General features: G+C 60.9%; 15 protein-coding genes. 10 read left to right on the top strand and 5 right to left on the bottom strand.

Translation table 11 applies throughout. The features are described from left to right. Positions 1-4 precede the first annotated feature (4 nt). The 4 genes from smc to GYM47_RS03800 all read left to right on the top strand — a co-directional run bounded on the left by smc (position 5) and on the right by GYM47_RS03800 (position 8,233). Positions 5-3,505 carry a chromosome segregation protein SMC gene (gene smc, locus GYM47_RS03785; RefSeq protein WP_153842163.1) on the top strand — a complete coding sequence of 1,167 codons (3,501 nt, stop codon included), beginning with the start codon at positions 5-7 and terminating at the stop codon, positions 3,503-3,505. Positions 3,506-4,096: 591 nt separating this feature from the next. Then, positions 4,097-5,839 (top strand): cell division protein ZipA, encoded by a 1,743-nt coding sequence (gene zipA / locus GYM47_RS03790; protein ID WP_153842164.1) that lies wholly within the window; start codon positions 4,097-4,099, stop codon positions 5,837-5,839. An 88-nt stretch (positions 5,840-5,927) separates the two neighbouring features. Continuing rightward, positions 5,928-7,964, top strand: coding sequence for an NAD-dependent DNA ligase LigA (gene ligA, locus GYM47_RS03795; RefSeq protein WP_153842165.1), 2,037 nt, complete (start codon positions 5,928-5,930; stop codon positions 7,962-7,964). Beyond that, positions 7,961-8,233 (top strand): YheU family protein, encoded by a 273-nt coding sequence (locus GYM47_RS03800; RefSeq protein ID WP_139525159.1) that lies wholly within the window; start codon positions 7,961-7,963, stop codon positions 8,231-8,233. The genes ligA and GYM47_RS03800 overlap by 4 nt, the downstream gene beginning before the upstream one ends. Here GYM47_RS03800 and mnmC read toward each other — a convergent pair. Beyond that, on the bottom strand, positions 8,227-10,260 hold the full coding sequence (gene mnmC, locus GYM47_RS03805) for a bifunctional tRNA (5-methylaminomethyl-2-thiouridine)(34)-methyltransferase MnmC2/FAD-dependent 5-carboxymethylaminomethyl-2-thiouridine(34) oxidoreductase MnmC1 (RefSeq protein WP_153842166.1): 2,034 nt from the start codon (positions 10,258-10,260) through the stop codon (positions 8,227-8,229). The two genes, GYM47_RS03800 and mnmC, sit on opposite strands and share 7 nt — an antisense overlap. A 159-nt stretch (positions 10,261-10,419) precedes the next feature. After that, complete coding sequence (locus GYM47_RS03810; protein WP_139525161.1) at positions 10,420-10,719, bottom strand: YciI family protein; 300 nt, start codon at positions 10,717-10,719, stop codon at positions 10,420-10,422. A gap of 146 nt (positions 10,720-10,865) precedes the next feature. Here GYM47_RS03810 and GYM47_RS03815 point away from each other — a divergent pair, with 146 nt between their 5' ends. After that, positions 10,866-11,807: a PHP domain-containing protein gene (locus GYM47_RS03815; RefSeq protein WP_153842167.1), complete on the top strand. Its 942-nt coding sequence runs from the start codon at positions 10,866-10,868 to the stop codon at positions 11,805-11,807. 59 nt (positions 11,808-11,866) lie between these two features. Beyond that, positions 11,867-12,496, top strand: a complete 630-nt coding sequence (locus GYM47_RS03820; protein ID WP_153842168.1) for an L-threonylcarbamoyladenylate synthase — start codon at positions 11,867-11,869, stop codon at positions 12,494-12,496. Between the two features lie 48 nt (positions 12,497-12,544). On the opposite strand, the gene GYM47_RS03825 is transcribed toward GYM47_RS03820, so the two are convergent. Next, positions 12,545-13,450 carry an ion transporter gene (locus tag GYM47_RS03825; RefSeq protein ID WP_139525164.1) on the bottom strand — a complete coding sequence of 302 codons (906 nt, stop codon included), beginning with the start codon at positions 13,448-13,450 and terminating at the stop codon, positions 12,545-12,547. Positions 13,451-13,491: 41 nt separating this feature from the next. Then, positions 13,492-14,391 (bottom strand): CYTH domain-containing protein, encoded by a 900-nt coding sequence (locus tag GYM47_RS03830; RefSeq protein ID WP_153842169.1) that lies wholly within the window; start codon positions 14,389-14,391, stop codon positions 13,492-13,494. A 136-nt stretch (positions 14,392-14,527) separates the two neighbouring features. On the opposite strand from GYM47_RS03830, the gene GYM47_RS03835 reads away from it, so the two are divergent. The 3 genes from GYM47_RS03835 to argA all read left to right on the top strand — a co-directional run bounded on the left by GYM47_RS03835 (position 14,528) and on the right by argA (position 17,959). Beyond that, on the top strand, positions 14,528-15,208 hold the full coding sequence (locus GYM47_RS03835) for a TIGR00153 family protein (protein WP_139525166.1): 681 nt from the start codon (positions 14,528-14,530) through the stop codon (positions 15,206-15,208). Between the two features lie 9 nt (positions 15,209-15,217). After that, positions 15,218-16,483: an inorganic phosphate transporter gene (locus GYM47_RS03840; RefSeq protein ID WP_153842170.1), complete on the top strand. Its 1,266-nt coding sequence runs from the start codon at positions 15,218-15,220 to the stop codon at positions 16,481-16,483. Positions 16,484-16,642: 159 nt separating this feature from the next. After that, positions 16,643-17,959, top strand: a complete 1,317-nt coding sequence (gene argA, locus GYM47_RS03845; RefSeq protein WP_153842171.1) for an amino-acid N-acetyltransferase — start codon at positions 16,643-16,645, stop codon at positions 17,957-17,959. A gap of 62 nt (positions 17,960-18,021) precedes the next feature. Here argA and GYM47_RS03850 read toward each other — a convergent pair whose 3' ends face one another. Beyond that, positions 18,022-18,876 carry an SDR family oxidoreductase gene (locus GYM47_RS03850; RefSeq protein WP_139525169.1) on the bottom strand — a complete coding sequence of 285 codons (855 nt, stop codon included), beginning with the start codon at positions 18,874-18,876 and terminating at the stop codon, positions 18,022-18,024. Between the two features lie 396 nt (positions 18,877-19,272). Between GYM47_RS03850 and GYM47_RS18465 the strand changes: the two genes are divergently transcribed. Continuing rightward, on the top strand, positions 19,273-19,395 hold the full coding sequence (locus tag GYM47_RS18465) for a hypothetical protein (protein ID WP_255303816.1): 123 nt from the start codon (positions 19,273-19,275) through the stop codon (positions 19,393-19,395). Positions 19,396-19,564: the final 169 nt, after the last annotated feature.

A 19,564-nucleotide genomic window follows, 5' to 3' on the forward strand; every position in this document is an offset into this window, starting at 1 on the left:
CGCAATGCGCTTAACCTCTATACGTCTCGTTGGGTTCAAGTCCTTTGTCGATCCGGTCACCGTGCCCTTCGATGGCAACATGACGGCCATCGTTGGGCCCAACGGCTGCGGTAAATCCAATATTATCGACGCCGTGCGCTGGGTGATGGGGGAGTCCTCCGCCAAAACCCTGCGCGGCGAATCCATGGCCGACGTTATTTTCAACGGCTCTACCGGGCGTAAGCCGGTAGGGCAGGCTTCTATCGAGCTGAAGTTCGATAACCGCGATGGCGGTATGGGCGGTTTATACGCCCAGTACTCAGAAATTGCCGTCAAACGCCTAGTGACCCGGGATGGTCAGTCCAACTACTTCTTCAACGGCCAGAAGTGCCGCCGCCGGGATATCGCCGACCTGTTCATGGGGACCGGCCTAGGCCCGCGCTCCTACGCCATTATCGGCCAGGGGATGATCTCGCGACTGATCGAAGCGCGCCCCGACGACCTGCGTGCCACACTCGAAGAAGCCGCGGGGATCTCCAAGTACAAAGAGCGCCGTCGGGAAACCGAAAACCGCATGCGGCGCACCCAGGAGAACCTGGAGCGCCTGGACGATATTCGCGAAGAGCTGGATAAACAGCTCGAACGCCTCAAGCGCCAAGCGGAAGCCGCCAAGCGTTACCAAGAGCTCAAACAGCAAGAGTACCGCTTAAAAGGCGAGTTGGCGCTGCTGCGCGGCCGCACCCTGCGGGCCGAACAGTCTCACCAAGAGAGCCGTGTCCGCGAGCTGGAAATTGCCGTCGAGAAAGACGTGTTTGGCGTACGTCAGTGCGAAACCCGCCTGGAGCAGGCCCGCGAACAGCACGACGAGCTGGCCGACGTGTTGGACCGCCACCAGCAGCAGTTTTATGAAACCACCACGCGCATTGCCCGCTTAGAGCAGGATCAAGCCCACCGCCGCAGCCGCGAAGCACAGCTGGCTAACGACATTGCCACCGCCCGACGGGATCTCGACGAGCAGCGCCAGGTCAGCGAGGGCGACCAAGAGCGGCTCGCGGTGATCGACGAGCGCTTTGAGGAGCTGCTGCCCGAGCACGAAGCGCTGGAAGAGCAGCTCGAAATGCTCGAGCAGACCCTGGCCGACGCAACGCCAGCGCTGGAAGCCGCCGAACAGCAGTGGGCCGACGCCGAAAACCGCTGGCGTGAGGCCAGCCGCGATGCCGACCGTAGCCAAGACCAACTGCGTGATTTAGAGCAGCGTATTGCCCGTTTGCAGGCTGAGGGGCAACGCCGCCGCCAGCAGCGCGGCGAGCTGGCCGACATGACTGCGCTACAAAACGAGCACGCCGAATACCAAGCCCGCCTGGAAGAAGCCGACCAACGTGCCGACGCCTTCCAAGTGGAGCGAGAACAGTGGCAGCAGCGCTACAGCGATGCCAAAAGCGCCTACCAGCAAGCGGTAACCTCCCGCGACGAGCAACGCGCTGCGCTTAGCCAGCAGCAGGGTGAACTTGCTTCGCTGCAGGCGCTGATGGATGCCGCCCTGGCCGATCACGACCCTCAGCTAAGCGAAACACTTGCCGCTCATGGCCTTGCTGATGCCCCCCGCTTGGGTGAAGCCATTTCGGTCAGCCAAGGCTGGGAGCGGGTTATTTCCTGGCTACTCGCCCCTTGGTTAAACGCCCGACTGGTAGCCGCCCATCAGCTAAACGCGCTGCCCGAAGCGCTGGCGACAGAGTGGTGCTTGATTGATCAAGCGTCGCCTTCCACAGCCACGGCGGGCGCAGGCCATCGCCTCAGCGATTTGGTGAAAGGCGCGGGCGCGCTAACGGAGTGGTTGGCGAGTATTCACTATGTTGATACTGCTGACGCGGCGGAAGCGTTGTTGCCTACGCTTGCTCCCGGTGAGAGTGTGGTTAGCCAAGACGGCGTATGGCGCGGTCGCGGTTGGCTGCATCAGCAATCCAATGGCGAAGGCGTCGATGCGCTACTGGTGACGCGTCGTCGCTTTGAGGAGCTGGCCGCAGAGCGTGAGCGGGCGGAAGAGGCGCTGGCGCTCTTGGATGAACAGTGCGAAGCCGCCAACGAGACGATTGAAACGTTAGAACTGACCCGTGAGCAGCAGGCGGAGCAGGAGCGCGACCACGCCGCCACCCGCCAACAGCTAGCGGTGCAAGAGCAGCGGCTTGCCCAACGCCTTGAGCATCTCTCCAGCCGCGCCATGGAGCTGGACGACGAACTGGCGCAACTGCAAGAAGATGAGGCGGAGTTAACGCTTACTTTAGAAGAGCAGCGCGCTCGTTGGCACACGGCCATGGAGCAACTGGAAACCGCCGCAGAAGCCCGCGAAACCAGCGCCGAACAGCGCCACCGCCAGCGTGAGCAGCGCGAGCAGCTCAACCAACAGTATGCCCCGCTCAAAGCGCGTCAGCAGGCGTTGGCCCTGGAGCGTGAGCGCTTAAAAGCCGAGCGCGACAGCCTGCGCGCTCAGGAGGCCCGTTCAAGCGATACCGAAGAGCGCCTCTCGCTGCGTATTGCCGAGTTGGAAGAGTCTCGCGAAATGCTGGTCGAGCCCGACGAGCTGGCCGCTGAGGAGCTCGAAGAGCTGCTTCACCAGCGCGAACAGCAGGAGCGGCGGCTCAACGAGACGCGCCAGCAAGCTCAAACCTTGGCCGAGCAGCTGCGTAACGACGAACTAGCCCGCCAGCAGCATGAGCGCAATCTGGAACAGAGCCGCGAACAGCTCCAGCAGCGCCGTATGGAGGTGCAGGCGCTGGCGCTCAAAGCCGCCACCCAGGATGAGCAGTTAGCAGAACTAGGCCACGATGCCGATGCGCTCGCCAGCACGCTGCCCAGCGATGCCAGTGAGCCAGCGTGGCAAGAGCGCTTGGAGAGCACCTCGGAAAAGATCCGCCGACTGGGGGCGATCAACCTCGCCGCGATCGAGGAGTACGACCAGCAGGCCGAGCGGCGTAATTACCTCGAAGCCCAGCATGCCGAGCTTTCCGAAGCGCTCGACACGCTGGAGCGGGCGATCAAACGGATTGACCAAGAGACCCGCGTGCGTTTCCGGGAAACGTTCGATCAGGTGAATAACGGGTTGCAAACCCTCTTTCCTCGCGTATTTGGCGGTGGGGCGGCGTGGTTGACGCTCACCGGTGACGATTTATTGGAAACCGGCGTGGCCATCATGGCTCGCCCGCCGGGCAAGAAGAACAGCACCATTCACTTGCTGTCAGGGGGCGAGAAAGCGCTGACCGCGCTGTCGCTGGTGTTTGCCATCTTCCAGCTCAATCCAGCCCCGTTTTGTATGCTGGACGAAGTCGATGCGCCACTGGATGACGCCAACGTGGGCCGCTACGCCAAGCTCGTTAAAGAGATGTCGGAAAGCGTGCAGTTCATCTACATCACTCATAACAAGATCGCCATGGAGGCTGCCGAGCGCCTGATGGGGGTCACCATGCAAGAGCCTGGTGTCTCACGGCTGGTGTCCGTGGGGATCGATGAAGCGGCAGAACTGGTCGAGTAGGGCCATGGTTCGAGACGATGTTGGGCGCGGTTTCCCAAGAGTTTCCTTATTTGCTCGTGTCATGTGCCGAGCGCTGCTGGTCAGCGTTTGATAACACCCAGCGTTGATCAGGTCGTTGACAATTAAATCTTTTAATAACAATGGGTTGCTGACAATGAGCCTGGGCGGCTCGAGGTGGGAGTAGGCGCCCGCATGAAAGCGTTATTGTTACGTTTCGTCTGCCTAGCCTGCCGTCGAAAGCGCAAAGGATTAATAAGAAACTAGCGATAGTGAATAACATTCACTAGCATAACGTTTAAATAGAGTGATTGAAGCAGGTAATGGCTTCCCCTTGCAGGGTGTGTTCAAACACTATTTAAAGAGATGAAATAACGCGATGGGCACTTTTGCTGGTTGATAAGGTCGAAAAATTCGCCTAAAAAACGTTCATAGCGGCTCAAACGTGTGAAAATCAGCAAAAATTGGCTCTTTTCGTAGCAACCGCGCTATGCTTGGTGCTAAATATCGATTTATAAGAAGGTTCCCATATTCTGGCGCAGTGCCGCGCACTGTGCCCTAGTAACCGGTTAGATGACCCATGGAATGCTCGACATGGAATTAAGAGAGTGGTTAATCATTCTAGGACTGGCACTGGTTTCGCTAATCGTTGTCGACGGTGTGCGTAGGCTCCAGCGTCAGCGTCGTGTGCCCCGGCTAGACCAAGCGGTAAAAGATTTGCCTACCGCGAAGTTGGAAGAGTTAGACGACGAGGCGAAAGAAGCCGAGATCAATTGGGAGCTGCCCAACGGCGGTGCTCGGGTCGTTAAACCCGCCGACTATAGCGGGCTGGGACAAAAGCCCAAGCTCAAACGCCAAGAGCACCCTGGCCCTTCCAAAGTGCTGTCGGATTTCCGTCGTTCGTTCAGTAAACCCTCTAGTAAAACCACGTCTCGTCCCGAGCCTGCTGCCCCCGGGCCTGCCGAACGGCACGCGGCAGCTCAAGAAGTGAAACCAGAGCTCCGTCGCGAGCCGAGTGTGTTTGCCAAAGACGACGCAGAGGTAACGGCACCCCCACCGTCTGTGTCTGTCGATGCAGAGCCGACCCAGCCAATGCCTGCGGCGACTCAGCCAACGCCTGCGGCAACGCCTGACCCCGTCAAGGCCTCCAGCAGCGCACCTGCCATGAGCGCTTCGGCCGAAGAAGAGCCCGCTGTAACGGCATCGGCCGATGAGCTGCCAACCACTCAGCCTGACATGCCTAAGACGGCCGAAGCGCCCACAGCGAAAGAAGCCGCTGACGATGAGCCGACACCGACTCCCGATCCTGAACCGGTGCTGCGCGCTGAGCCAGAGGACGCCGTTTTTGCCAAGCACGCCGCTGACGCTCCCAAACGTCGGCAACTGCGTGATGAGACCGTTGGCGACCGTGAGCTGGACGACGAAATCGACGAGTACCGCTTGGTCGATTTCGAAGGTATTGGACGCTCGTTCAAACGCCGCATCATTGAGCGCCGTAAAGAGAGAGCGATCAAAAAGGCCGAGAAAGCCAAACGCGCCGAAGCATTAGCCAAGCAGAAGGCCGAGCGTAAAGCGCTGGAAGCCGAACAGCGCCGTGAAGCCAAGCAGGCTGCTGAAGCGGAAAAAGCACGTATCGCACAAGAGAAGGCTCAAGCCCGAGAGGCCGCTGCCTATGAAGCAGCCGCCAAACAGGAGGTCCCACAGTCGGCGCCCGTATGGGATGAGTATGAGGACAGCGCACGACATTACGATGAGCATTACCAAGGCGTCGATGACGAGCTGGAAACGACCTACGCTACACAAGATAACGTGGTGCGCGCCCATCCGACCTTGGAAAAAGCGCTACGTCACGATGTGAACGGCGAGCACGCCAAAGAGACGTTGGCCAATGCCGACGAGATGGTGGTGATCAGCGTTCTTTCCCGTGACCCGGACGGGTTCGATGGCGGTAAGTTGCTCGAACTCATCATGGCATGCGGGCTGCGCTATAGCCGTACCATGGGCGTATTTCACCGTTTCGAAACGGAAAGCCCAGACAGCGAGCTGCAGTTCTCCATGGTCAACGTGCTCAAGCCCGGCACGTTCCCCATCGAAGAGATGGACGAGTTCGTGACACCCGGTATTACGTTCCTAATGCCGCTACCCGGCGCGGTGGATAGCTCTGCCGCCTTCGAGGCGATGGTCGAGACCGCCATGGTCGTCGTTCGACATATGGGCGGTGAATTGAAAGACGAAAACCGTAGCGTGATGACGGCACAAACCATCGAGTTTGCCCGTCAGCGGGTGCATGAATTCGAACGTCGTCACCGTTTGCATCGCCAACTGCAGGCGCGTTAACCGCCACACTGCGCTGACACCCGCCTTCTTCTGGAAGGCGGGTGTTTTTGTTACTGAATACCCGTTTATCTGTCTTCGGAATTTCTGAATGAGTCAGCCTGACCCCACTCTGTTGGAAGAGATCAGCCAGCTGCGCGCCGATCTCGATGATGCCAATCACCGTTATTACGTGCTGGACGAACCCACGCTCACCGATGCGGACTATGACCGTAAACTGCAGCGCTTGAAACAGATAGAGAGCGAGCACCCCGAGCTGATCTCCCCCGACTCGCCCACTCAACGAGTCGGTGCCGCCCCGGCAGAGGGCTTCCCCGAAGTCGCCCACGCCATACCCATGCTGTCGTTGGATAACGCCTTTAGCCGTGGTGACATCGCGGCCTTTGCCGAGCGCGTTGCGGAGCGTTTGGAGTGCCAAGCCAGCGAGATCGCGTTTAGCTGCGAACCTAAGTTGGATGGTGCGGCGGTTTCGCTGGTGTATGAGCAGGGCGTACTGGTCAGCGGCGCGACGCGGGGAGATGGCCGCACCGGGGAGGGCATCACCTCCAACCTGCGCACGCTGCGCTCGGTACCGCTCAAACTCATGGGCCAACAGGTGCCTGAGTTACTGGAAGTGCGCGGCGAAGTGATCATGCGCCATGCCGGGTTCGAAGCCCTCAACGAGCGGGCCAGAGAGGAGGGCAGCAAGGTGTTTGCCAACCCGCGTAACGCCGCTGCCGGTAGCCTGCGCCAGCTCGATCCGCGCATTACGGCGACCCGCCCGTTGGAGTTTCACGCGTACCAAGCCGCCCGCTTGGAGCCCGACTTGGGCGACACCACCCACAGTGCGCTAATGTCCCGTTTATCCACATTGGGTTTTCGCACCAGTACAGAGCTCACCACGCTGCAAGGCCCCGACGCCGTCGCGGACTACTGCGAGCAGCTCGGTGCTAAGCGCGATCAGCTGGGCTACGACATCGACGGCGTGGTGATCAAGGTCAACGACCTGCGCCATCAGCGGGAGCTGGGCTTCGTTGCCCGCGCGCCGCGTTGGGCGGTGGCGTTCAAATTCCCCGCTCAGGAAGAGGTCACCACCCTAAACGACGTGGAGTTTCAGGTGGGACGCACCGGCGCCATTACGCCGGTCGCCCGGTTGGAGCCGGTCACCGTCGCCGGGGTGACGGTCTCGAATGCCACGCTGCACAATGCCGATGAGATTAGTCGCCTGGGCGTGATGATTGGCGACACGGTCGCGATTCGCCGCGCGGGCGACGTCATTCCTCAGGTCGTGCGCGTGGATGAAGAGAAGCGTCCGGCGGACGCCCGGGCGATCGTTTTTCCAGATCACTGCCCTGTGTGCGGTTCGGATATCGAACGTATCGAAGGCGAAGCCGTGGCGCGCTGCTCCGGTGGGCTTTACTGTGCCGCCCAGCGTAAAGAGGCGCTAAAACACTTCGCCAGCCGTAAAGCGCTGGATATCGACGGCCTGGGGGAGAAGCTGATCGAACAGCTGGTGGAACAGGCGTGGGTGAAAACCCCGGCCGATCTGTTCCACCTTGGCGTCGATCCGTTGAAGAGCCTGCCGCGCATGGGCGAAAAGTCCGCCACCAACCTGGTCAATGCACTGGAAAAAGCCAAGCAGACCACGCTGGCGCGGTTCATCTACGCGCTGGGCATCCGTGAGGTGGGCGAGGCCACGGCGGCCAATGTGGCCAACCACTTCGGTACGCTGCAAGCGTTACAAGAGGCCGATTTGGCGGCGCTGGAGGCCGTCAATGACGTGGGCCCCGTGGTGGCTGCGCATATCCACACCTTTTTCCGCCAGCCCCATAACTTGGAGACGCTGCAAGCGTTGATCGAAGCGGGCGTGACCTGGCAAGAGGCCGAGGTGACGCAAGGTCCCACGCCGCTGGAGGGGCAGACTTGGGTGCTGACCGGCACGATGGACAGCATGACCCGCGACGAAGGCAAAGCGCGACTGCAAGCGTTAGGCGCCAAAGTGGCGGGCAGTGTCTCCAAGAAAACGACCTGCCTCGTGGCGGGTGAGGCAGCGGGTAGCAAACTCGCCAAAGCCGAACAGCTGGGGGTCGAGGTGATCGACGAAGCCACGTTCATCGAGCGCTTGGCCGCCTGGGAGCAGAGTGAATGAGCCGTTTTATCGAAGTCCCGGCGCGCATGCTGCCGCCGGACACCCTCACCGCGCTATTGGAAGCCTTCGTCACCCGCCAAGGGTATGACACCACCGATACCGGCGAAGGCATGAGCGGCTGGGTCGCCGAGCTCAAGCAGCAGCTTGACCGTCACGAGCTGATCATTGCCCACGACTTAGAGCTCGAGATGACTGAGGTGATGACTCTCGCCCAGTGGCGCTCGTTTGGGCGAGAGCTGGCAGATGACGAGGAGGAGGGCGACTACTGAGCCCGCACCAGCGCGGTGATCAGCCGCCGCCCCGGATGAAGATGGTCCACCAGCGGCTGCTCGACGGGTAGCGGCTCATCGCAAAGGCGCGATGCAATGACTTCCGCACATAGCGGCGCGCTGGCCAGTCCTCGGGAGCCATGCGCGGTGGATATCCACAGCCCTGGGTAGTGTTCACCGGGGATGGACGGCACTTTCGAGGCATCCTTGCGCAGCACGGCATAGTCCCTCTGCCATGCCGCCGCGTTGGGCACCGGCCCCGCGTATGGGGTTTTATCGGGGCTGGCGGCCCGCACCGCAGCCCGGCCTTCCAGCGACTCTGGGCGTAATGAAATGCCGGAAGCCTCAAGCGCGGCCACCCACTCTGGCAGCGCCTGGCGCAGTTCGTCGATATTGCGCTGGTGCTCTTTGTCGATGACGTGGCTCGTCGCGTCGTTGGGAACGAAGCTTGCACCAAAGGTCAGTACGTTCTCGATGGACGGCGATACGTAGCCTCCCGCGCACACCACTTTATCCGGTGTCTGGGTGCCTTCTGGCAGCGTTAGCTCGCTGACCTGGCCCCGAACCTGCTGCAGCGACAATTCGGCGGTTTGGGTAAACCGATTGGCCAGCGACGCCGTGGCGATCACCACGTGGTCGGCCTGTAGCCTCTCTCCATTGGCCAGCGCGACCTGCCATCTCGGTGTCTGTTCCGATGTCTGTGCCAGCCCGGTGACGTCGCCCTGCTGCACGGTAATGCGGGGGTGGTGCAACCACTGCTCGCAAAGCCGTTTTGGCCGTGCCCATCCCGCTTGTGGGTAGTAGAGCCCCTGGGAGGCCGAGACCGGCACGCCCGCCAGCTCGCTGAGTGTGGTGTCGGTGTGTGCCGACACGACGGAGGCGGGCAGCGGGTGATGGGCCATGAAGCGGCGTTGGCGCGTGGCCTCTTTATCGCTGAGCGCCAGCTGCACGACGCCGCACGGCTGCCAAAGCGGCGGCTCCTGTGGATGAGCCGCCGCCAGCTGTCCAAACTGGCGCTGGCTATACAGAAGTCCCGCTAAATAGAACCGGCTCTGCAGGTTGGTATCTACCGCCAGCTTCACATAGAGCGCCCCCTGGCGGTTGCCGGAGCCGCCTGCGCCTGGTGCGTCGCGCTCGATGACCGTCACCCGTTTGCCGCGCTTGGCCAACGCCGCCGCCACGCTGCTTCCCGCCAGGCCCGCGCCGATCACCACCACATGGTGCGCGTCGCGGTGAGTGGGGGGCATGAACCAGGGCGTTGCGCTGCGCCGCGCATCGGTTGGGGGTGTTTCAATGCCACCAGCCAGCATCTCTCGCTTGCGGCCAAACCCCGGTACTTTCTGCCAGTGAAAGCCCGCCGCTTTCAGGCCGCGCTTGACGATGCCCGCGCAGGTAAAGGTGGCGAACGTCGCCCCCGGGCGAGACCGGGCGGCCATGGCCTCGAACAACTCGGGTTGCCACATATCCGGGTTTTTCGAGGGTGCAAAGCCATCGAGAAACCAGGCATCCACTTGGCCGTCCAGCAGGTTGAGCCGTTCGGTGGTGTCGCCAAAGTGAAGGTCGAGGGTGACACGCTCGCTTAAATGTAAGCGGTGAATACCGCTGACCGCGTCAGGCCAGAGGGCACATAGCACCTGTGAATAACTCGCCAACGAGGGCCAGGCGCTGAGCGCGCGCGTCAACGCTTCCCGGCTTAACGGAAATTTTTCTGTGGATAACAGGTGCAGTCGCGCGTCGGCTGGAGCGTTCTGCTCGAAACAGGCCCACGCACAGAGCATATTGAGGCCAGTGCCAAAGCCCGTTTCGCCGATCACGAACGCCCGCGATGCCTGCCACGCCGCAAAGCGCTCTGGCAGCCGGTTCGCTCCCAAAAACACGTGCTCGGTTTCGGCACGGCCATCCTCACGGGAAAAATAGACGTCGTCGAAGGCGTCCGAGTGGGGTGATGTGTCGTTCCAAGTGAGCTGTGGGGCGCTCAATGCCGCCAGTGGCGGCAGGGTGGGAGCTTGAGCAGGGCGTTGTGTCACGCGGGCATCCGTGGGTAATGAATGGCTGGTTAAAAAATGATCAATTTGTTCATCGGGGCGCTATCTCTGGCTTATAGAAAAGCGTCCGCCGGGTTTTCACAGAGTTTTCCACAGGCTCTGTGAAAAAGCGGGCGGACCCTCCATACTCGCCCCAAAGCGTCAAGGCAAAACTTTTTTGAATGGCTTAACAATTACCTTGGCATAGACCCCAGCGATGATGTAAGGATCGGCGTCTGCCCATGCCTGCGCCTCTTCTAAACTGTCGAATTCCGCCACGACCAAGCTGCCGCTAAAGCCTGCATCGCCGGGGTTATCGGCATCGATGGCGGGATGTGGGCCTGCCAAAATGAGCCGCCCCTCGTCGCGCAGTGCTTCCAGACGCGCAAGGTGGTCAGGGCGAGCCGCCAGGCGGCGTTCTAGGCTGTTGGCAACGTCTTCGCTGATAATGGCATAAAGCATGGGTATAACTCCTTGAAGGCAGGGGACGTGGCGACGTTGTCGTCAAGGTCAATACATTGACCGCACCCCGGTTAGCGCGCACCATGGCGAGCCTGTTCGTGTTGTACACGCCTATTCTGACAAACTCGCCACACGGCGTCATGCTAATGCCCCTACTTCCTAATGCTCTTGCGACGGCACTGCCCGCCGCCTTCGAAGCCGACCAGCGTTACACGGTAGATTTGCACATGCACTCGACCGCTTCCGATGGTGCGCTCTCGCCTACCGAGCTGGTCGCGCTGTGTGCCGAACGCGGTGTCACCCACCTCTCCTTGACCGACCACGACACCATGGCGGGGGTGGCGGAAGCGAGCATCGCCGCCCAGCAGCAGGGGCTCTGCCTAGTGCCTGGGTGCGAGTTGTCCACTCGCTGGCAGGGCATCGGCATCCATGTGGTTGCGCTGATGCCAGGCGGCTTGCAGGGGCCGATGGTCGAGGGGTTGGAGCGCCAGCGCGACGCGCGCATCCAGCGTGCCGACGTGATCGCCGCAAGATTAGAAAAGATGGGGCTGCCCAATGCGCTGGAAAAAGCCCGCGCCCAGGCGGGCAGCGATCGCCCGCTCGGGCGGCCCGATTTTGCCCGGGCGCTAGTGGCGGAAGGCGTGGTGGCCGACTGGGCCGGCGCGTTCAAACGTTATCTAGGCAGCGGAAAGAAGGGCGATGTTAAAGCCCACTGGCCGGAGATCAGCGAAGTGGTGGGTTGGGTCGTGGCGTCTGGCGGGGTGGCCGTGCTGGCTCATCCGCTACGCTACGGGCTCACTCGGCGGAAACGCGGTCTGCTAATGGATAGCTTCATGGACGCCGGAGGCCAAGGGGTGGAGCTAGTGAGCGGACAGCAAAACCCGGACACCACCCGCGACCTTGCGCGCCAGCTCGTCGAACGCGAGCTATACGCCTCACTGGGTAGCGACTTCCACTTTCCCGGCAGCCATGCCGCCCCCGGCAGCATGAGCCCGGTACCCCGTACCGCCGCGCCGCCGATTTGGCAGCATCCTCGCTTGGCTCATCTGCGCGATGCCCCCAGTGGCATGCTGGCCCGTGGGTGTTAAGCGGTTGAATCAGCTACGCTGAAGAGAACACTCTCACCTCTGCCGACTAGGAGTCATCGATGAGCCAGTACTTTCAGATACATCCGGAAAACCCGCAAAAGCGGCTGATCGATCAAGCCACCGAGATCATTCGCAAAGGCGGCGTGGTGGCGTACCCCACGGACTCGGGCTATGCGCTGGGTTGCCATCTAGGCGAAAAAAAAGCCATCGAGAAAATCAAATGGCTGCGCTCGCTGGATGACAAGCACAACTTTACCCTGGTGTGTTCGGACCTGTCCGAAATAGGTACTTACGCCAAGGTGGATAACGCCGTATTTAGACTGCTAAAGGCCCATACCCCGGGCCCTTACACCTACATTCTCGATGCCACCACCGAGGTGCCGCGCCTATTGCTGCATCCCAAGCGCCGCTCCATCGGCGTACGGGTGCCCGACCACCGAATTACCCACGCGCTGCTCGACGCGCTGGGTGAGCCGCTGATGAGTGTGACGCTCATTCCTGTGAGTGAGGCGCTGCCGATGAGCGACCCCGAGGAGATCCGCGACCGCTATGGGGCTCATCTGGATTTGATTATCGACGGCGGTGCTTGCCACCTCGACCCCACCAGCGTGATCGACCTGCGCGAACTGCCGCCAAAAATCGTGCGGGAAGGGCGTGGCGACATCACCCCGTTTCAAGACGGATACTAAACGTGTCGTACGACGGGGGCGCTTGGCGCCCCCGTTTCCGCATGAGCGCTACGACTCGCTTGGTGTGTCATCGTCAGTGTCGTCCTCTTTTTTCTGCGCTTTCTTGCGTGGGTCTTCGCTATCTTCATCCAGCCAAGTGCCGCAGCGTAGGCAGTAGCGGGCGCGCTTTTCATGACGGTCGTGGCCGCAGCCAGGACAGGCCTCTTCCGAGTAGCGGTCTTCACGAATCGAACGAATGACTTGGGCCGAGAACACGCCGGTGGGCACGGCGATGATCGAGTAGCCAATCAGCATCAGGATGACGGTGATGGCTTTCCCTAGGGGGGTGGCGGGCACGATGTCACCATAGCCCACCGTGGTCATGCTCACGATGGCCCAGTAGATCGACATGGGAATGCTGGTAAAGCCCGCCTCGGGCGATTCGATGGTGTACATCAGCGCGGCAAACAGCGTGACGACCATGAGAATGCTGCTAAAAAAGAGCAGAATCTGGCGCAGACTGCGTTTGAGCGCATCCAGCAGTAGGCGACCTTCGCCGACGAATTCCATCAGCCGTAAAATGCGAAAAATCCGCAGCACGCGCAGAATTCTCACGATCACCAGCCCATGGGCGCCCGGCACCAGCAGCACCAGCCAAGTGGGAATGATGGCCACGACATCGACGATGCCATAAAAGCTCTTGAGGTAGACCGTCGGGCGCTCCAAACAGTAAAGACGGACCAGCAGCTCCAGGCTGAACAGTAGCGTAAAGGCCCACTCTACGTAGAAGAAGAGCTGCCCGTAACGTTCGGCATAGATCTCGATACTGCCCAGCAAGATCACCGTCACGCTCAGCAGGATGGCGACGATGAGCGCAATGTCGAACGCCTTGGCCCCCGGCGTATCGGATTCGAAAATAATGTGAAACAGCCGGGCGCGAAGTCCGTCGGCACCGGGCGTAAGGGGAAAGCTCATTGCATCATCCTGAAGTCGGCTTCATCAATCGGGCAGTGTGGTTAGCGTAGCGCGGTTTCGTGGGCCAAGCGACGGGCCAGATTTAACGCAGCAACGCCGTAGGTCGTCGACGGCATGCCTTGGGCATTCAGCGCGTTGGGCAGTGCTTCTGCCTCGCTGCGCGCTGCACTATCGAGCTGGGGGTGCTGGGCCAACGTATCCAGCGCCTGCCGTGCGGCGTTTAGATGCGCAGCGTCGCCGCTATCATGATAGGCGTCCAGCGCGACGGTGGCGCGGTGCAGCCACTCGGCAGGGCGCTTGGCGGTGGGCAGCGGCCAGTGCTGGTGGCCTAGGGCATTGCCCCGCGCTGCCTTGCTGGTATCGGAGGGGCGCAGCGCTATTTGGCTCGCCAACTCGACGGCGAGCGTCCAGAGCGCTGCCGGGGCACCGGCTTTCAGTTCCAGCTCCACTTCACGAATCGGCGCTCGCGCGCTGCCGCAGACGATCTCTCCTTCGTCCAGCACCAATTCGATGTCGCTGTCTTGCCATACTAACTGCCAGCTTTTCCGGGTGAAATCGGTGCTGAGCGTCGGGCGCAGCGCTGCGATGCAATCGCCAAGCGCCCCTTGAAACGGAGGCAGCTCTGCCAGCGCCGCCTGGTCGAGAGCGGCGGAGGGAACTTGCCACTCCCACTCCTGTCGGCTGGAGAGTCCGCCACCGCCCTGGCCGGCCGTTTTAACGGTTTGCAGCACTTGCTGATCAATGGTGCGAAGGCGCACCGCCACCCGTGCGGCGGCCAAGTCGCCTGTGGGGGTATCGAAGTAGGTGTTGGCGAGCTGCTGCTGGTGCGGTGACGTCGCGGCCAGTAACGGATGATGGCACAGCGCACCCGACTGACCGCTGGGCAGGGCCAGCTTGAGCTCCACTTCCGTAAGGGCTGGCGTTTTGGTTGACTCTTTCATGACAATCGCCACCTCGATATTGTGACATTTCGGTTAATTTTTGATGACATTATGAACTTTTCATGACGGCGGCGGGCGCACTCTTTATACTGGCGCCCGCCATTTCCAGGCTCCCCGAAAACAGGCTAAAGGCTATATGGTAACCTCCAACCCTTTTTCCGCGATGTTTGGCCGCTCGCCATTCCAGCCGCTGCTGGCCCACATCGTCAAGGCCAATGAATGTGCCGATCAACTGCTCCCGTTCTTCGAGGCCACGTTGACCGGTGATTGGGATACGGCGGCAGAACTGCGCGAGAACGTGACGCGCTTAGAGCACGACGCCGACACCCTGAAGACAGAGCTGCGGCTGAACTTGCCCAACACTATGTTCCTGCCCGTCTCGCGCTCTGACCTGCTCGACCTGATCAGCGTGCAGGACAAGATCGCCAATAAAGTCCGCGACATTACCGGCATCATGCTGGGCCGTAAAATGCGCGTGCCCGACGTGTTGGCCGAGCCGATGCGTGACTACATGCGTACCAGTGTCGCGTGTGTGGCCCAAGCGCGCCAAGCATTGGAAGAGTTGAAAGACCTGCTGGAGTCCGGCTTTGGTCGCAACGTTTCCGACGTCATGCAGAACATGATCCGCGAACTCCACACCCTCGAACATCAGGCCGACAGCCAGCAGGTGGCGATCCGTCGTCAACTGTTCGAGTTGGAGAGCCAACTGCCGCCGGTGGACGTGATCTTTCTCTACAAGATCATCGAGTGGGTCGGTGAAGTCTCTGACCGCGCAGAGCGCGTGGGCAGCCGCCTGCAGATTTTGACCGCACGCTAAGGGATACTCATGCAGATTATTGCTCAGCACGGTGACATCTTCATCATTCTGGCCTGTTTGTTCGGCTTCTTCATGGCCTGGGGCGTGGGGGCCAACGACGTGGCCAACGCCATGGGCACTTCGGTGGGGTCGAAAGCGATCACCATCAAACAGGCGATCATCATTGCGGTGATCTTCGAGTTCCTGGGCGCGTGGCTGGCGGGTGGCGAGGTGACCAACACCATCCGTAAAGGGATCATCGACCCCGAACTGCTGCAAGAAGACCCGCAACTTTTGGTGTACGGCATGTTGGCGGCGCTGTTGGCCGCCGGTACGTGGCTGCTGGTGGCCTCGGTGAAAGGTTGGCCCGTCTCCACCACGCACTCCATCGTCGGTGCGATCGTAGGCTTTGCGGTCGCCGGTCTGGGGGCGTCTACCGTCGATTGGAGCGCGGTGACCACGATTGCTGCCAGCTGGGTCGTTTCCCCGCTGCTGGCCGGTACCATCGGCTTCGTGCTGTTCAAATCGGTGCACCACCTGATCTTCGAGAACGATAACCCGTTCACGGCCGCCAAGCGCTACGTGCCGGGCTACGTGTTCTTGGTAGGGTTCATCGTTGCCATGGTGACCTTGACCAAAGGTCTCTCCCACGTGGGGCTCGATCTCACCTTCAACCAGAGCCTGCTGCTATCGATCATGATCGGCTTGGTCATCATGGGCATCGGCATGCTGATGCTTCGCCGTATCAAGTTCGAAAAGAGCGCCAACGACCACTTTGGCTACGCCAACGTAGAGCGCGCGTTTGGCGTGCTGATGATCTTTACCGCCTGCGCCATGGCGTTTGCCCACGGCTCTAACGACGTGGCCAACGCCGTGGGGCCGCTGGCAGCGGTCATCAGCGTGGTGCAAACCGGCGGTGAAATCGAAGCGTCCGCGCTGGTGCCCTGGTGGGTACTGGTGTTGGGGGGCGGCGGTATCGTCGTGGGCTTGGTGACCTACGGCCATAAAGTGATCGCCACGGTCGGTACCGGCATTACCGAACTGACCCCGAGCCGCGGTTTTGCGGCGACGCTGGCAGCGGCCACCACGGTCGTGCTCGCCTCGGGTACCGGCCTGCCGATTTCGACGACCCACACCTTGGTTGGGGCCATTCTCGGCGTCGGCTTGGCGCGCGGGATGGCGGCGTTGAACCTGCGCGTGATTGGCACCATTGCCATGTCCTGGTTGATCACGCTGCCGGCTGGCGCGGGCTTGGCCATTCTGTTCTTCTTCATGTTCAAAGGCATGTTTGGTTAAACGTTCGGCACGCCAAGACGACACTGTTTGACCTACAGCGGCACCTTCTTTGCAGATGATCTTCTTATGAGATCGTTGCAATAGAAGGTGCCGCTGTTTTTGGTGCTCTGTTAAAGTAACTAGCGTCACTTTCATTCACCTGCTGCCGGAGAGCGGCCCTTGGACACTCGTTTCCCCTTCGTAGATTGGTTTCGTAACGCCTCCCCGTACATCAATGCCCACCGGGGGCGAACCTTTGTCATCTTGATCGAAGGCGAAGCCATGGCGTCTGGCCGAGGGGAGCAGCTCATTCAGGACTTGGCGCTGCTGCACACCTTGGGCGTGCGCTTGGTGGTGGTGTTTGGCATTCGCCCCCAAGTGCACGAGGCGCTGACGGCCGCCGGTGTCGAGCCTACCCGCATCGATGGCCGCTGGGTGGCCGACCGCGCCGTGATGGCTCATGTGGAGCAGGTGGCCGCTCACCAGCGACTCTGGTTGGAAGCGCGGCTCTCGCTGGGCCTGCCCAGCACGCCGCTGCACGGTGTCGAGCTTAGCGTGATTTCCGGTAACCTCGTCACCGCCAAGCCGCTGGGCGTGCGTGAAGGCGTAGACTTCGACCATAGCGGCGAAGTGCGCCGGGTGCGCGCCAGCGCCATCGAAGGGCTGCTGGATAAAGGATCGCTGGTGCTGCTACCGCCGCTGGGGTTCTCCAGCACTGGAGAAGTGTTCGATCTGGACGCCTCTGAAGTGGCCCAGCACGCCGCCGTGGCGCTCAAGGCAGACAAGCTGATTCTGCTGGGCGAGTCGGACGGTTTGGAGGACGAGCAGGGCGCGCTTCTGCGCCAGCTTTCGCCTTTCGAAGCCGAACCGCGCTTGCAGCAGGCCGTGCCCGGCAGCGAGCTGGCGCGGCACTTAAACGCCGCCTGCACCGCCGCCCGTGAAGGGGTGGCGCGCACCCACCTACTTTCCTGGCGTAACCACGATGCGCTGCTGGGCGAGCTGTTCACCCGCGACGGCGTGGGCACCATGATCACCCAGCATCGCTACGAGCAGCTTCGCCCCGCCACCCTCAACGACGTGGCAGGTCTGCTCGAGTTACTGGAGCCGTTAGAGCGGCGTGGCATGCTGGTCGCGCGTTCCCGCGAGCGGCTGGAGCACGAGATCGACGATTACATGGTGATCGAACGCGACGGTATGGTGATCGGCTGTGCGGCGCTGCACGTCTTCCCCGACACCACCGTGGGTGAGTTAGCCTGTGTGGCCGTTCACGGCAACTACCGGGGCGGCGAGCGCGGCGAGCGCCTGGTCGAAGCCCTTGAACGACGCGCCCGCCAGCGGGGGCTGTCCGACATGTTCGTGCTCACCACCCACACGGCCCACTGGTTCGTCGAGCGCGGCTTCCGCCCGGCAAGCCTAGAAGACCTGCCGCCGTTGAGGCGCGAAGCTTACAACCATGCTCGTAAATCCAAGGTGCTGGTGAAAAATTTGGCGGGATGAAAGTGAGTGGAAAAAGGTGAGTGGTGAGTGGCCGGGGCGGCTACGCCGCCCCGGAATGCTACTCAGGTATTGAGAATTACGCCGCCGTTCAAGTGCATGGTTTGGCCGCTCATATACGACGACTCTTCGCTGGCCAAGTAGACGTACGCCGGGCCGATTTCGCTGGGTTGGCCCGGGCGCTTCATCGGCACTTGGTTGCCAAATTCCGCCACTTTATCGTCCTCGAAGCTCGCGGGTATCAGCGGCGTCCAGATGGGACCGGGGGCCACGGCGTTCACACGAATGCCACGCTCCATCAGCGACATCGCCAAAGAGCGCACCAAGCCTTGAATGGCCCCTTTGGTGGCGGTGTAGTCTATCAGCGTGTCGTTGCCTTTGAAGGCATTGATCGACGAGGTGGCAATGATCGTATCGCCCTCGCTCAAGTGGGGCAGCGCCGCTTTGGTCAAGTAGAAGTGGCTGAAGATATTGGTTTGAAAGGTCCGCATCAGTTGGTCGTCGGGGATCTCGGTGATGTCGTCCCAGTCGTACTGCTCGGCGGCGTTATTGATCACGATGTTGATCTTGCCAAACGCTTGTTGGGTACGGTCGACGATCTCTCGGCAGAAGCTAGGCTCGGCCACGTCGCCTTTCAGCACTAGGCAACGGCGGCCTTCCGCCTCCACGAGCCGCTTGGTTTCTTCGGCATCTTTGGTCTCTTTGAGGTGCACGATCACGCTATCCGCCCCTTCACGGGCAAAATGCACGGCCACGGCGCGGCCAATACCGCTATCACCGCCGGTGATGATCGCCACTTTATCGCGCAGTTTGTCGGTGCCGCGATAGCTCTCGCGAATGTACTCCGGCTCCGGACGCATGGCGTACTCGTCGCCGGGCTGCTTGTCCTGATGCTGTGGGGGCTGCTGCTGTTCGCTCATGTGCGGTCACTCCTTTGTGTGCACGAATCGCTTCGAACTGTCGACAGGGCGGCCCGTCTCCTGGGTGGCTGGCTGTCGACGGGGAGCTTTCAACGTAGACCAACGGCGAAGAGAAGGGCAAACGACGCAGCGACAGCAGCGGCGATGTATAGCCAGAATTAATAAAAGCTATTTAAACTGCTCATCTACACGGTTATGGCGGCTATGGTTTTTTTAATTCTATGTTTTAATTGACTTTTTATGTTTTTTTGGGTGCTGGATCAGCCTTGGGAGACCTGCCGTGCTGCATGGCAATCAACGTGTCAGCGGCTATAGTGAGTGAGGCCTGTCCAGAGTCATATGTAGACAGCCACTTTCTCGATCACCAAGCTCGACCACCAAGGAGTAGGAGGGACTATGTCTCCGGATAAAGACGATCAAAAGAAAGACCAGCGCGACGACCATCATGACGATGCGAACCCCATGCCCGATACGCACCACGTCAACCCGGATAGCGATGACGAGTCGGATAAGAAATAAGCCCAATCCCGTTACTGAAAAAGGCGCTTTCAACAGCGTCTTTTTTTATGGGGGCAGCCAGCCAGATGGCTTTAACCATTATTGACTTAACCTTTGTTGCTGGCCGGGTCGCGCTGGGTTAATTCGGCGGTATGGACATGGAAAGGGGCCCCAGGCTCGCTATAGTTCT

It is taken from the genome of Vreelandella piezotolerans (assembly GCF_012427705.1).
Taxonomy (GTDB): Bacteria; Pseudomonadota; Gammaproteobacteria; order Pseudomonadales; family Halomonadaceae; genus Vreelandella; species Vreelandella piezotolerans.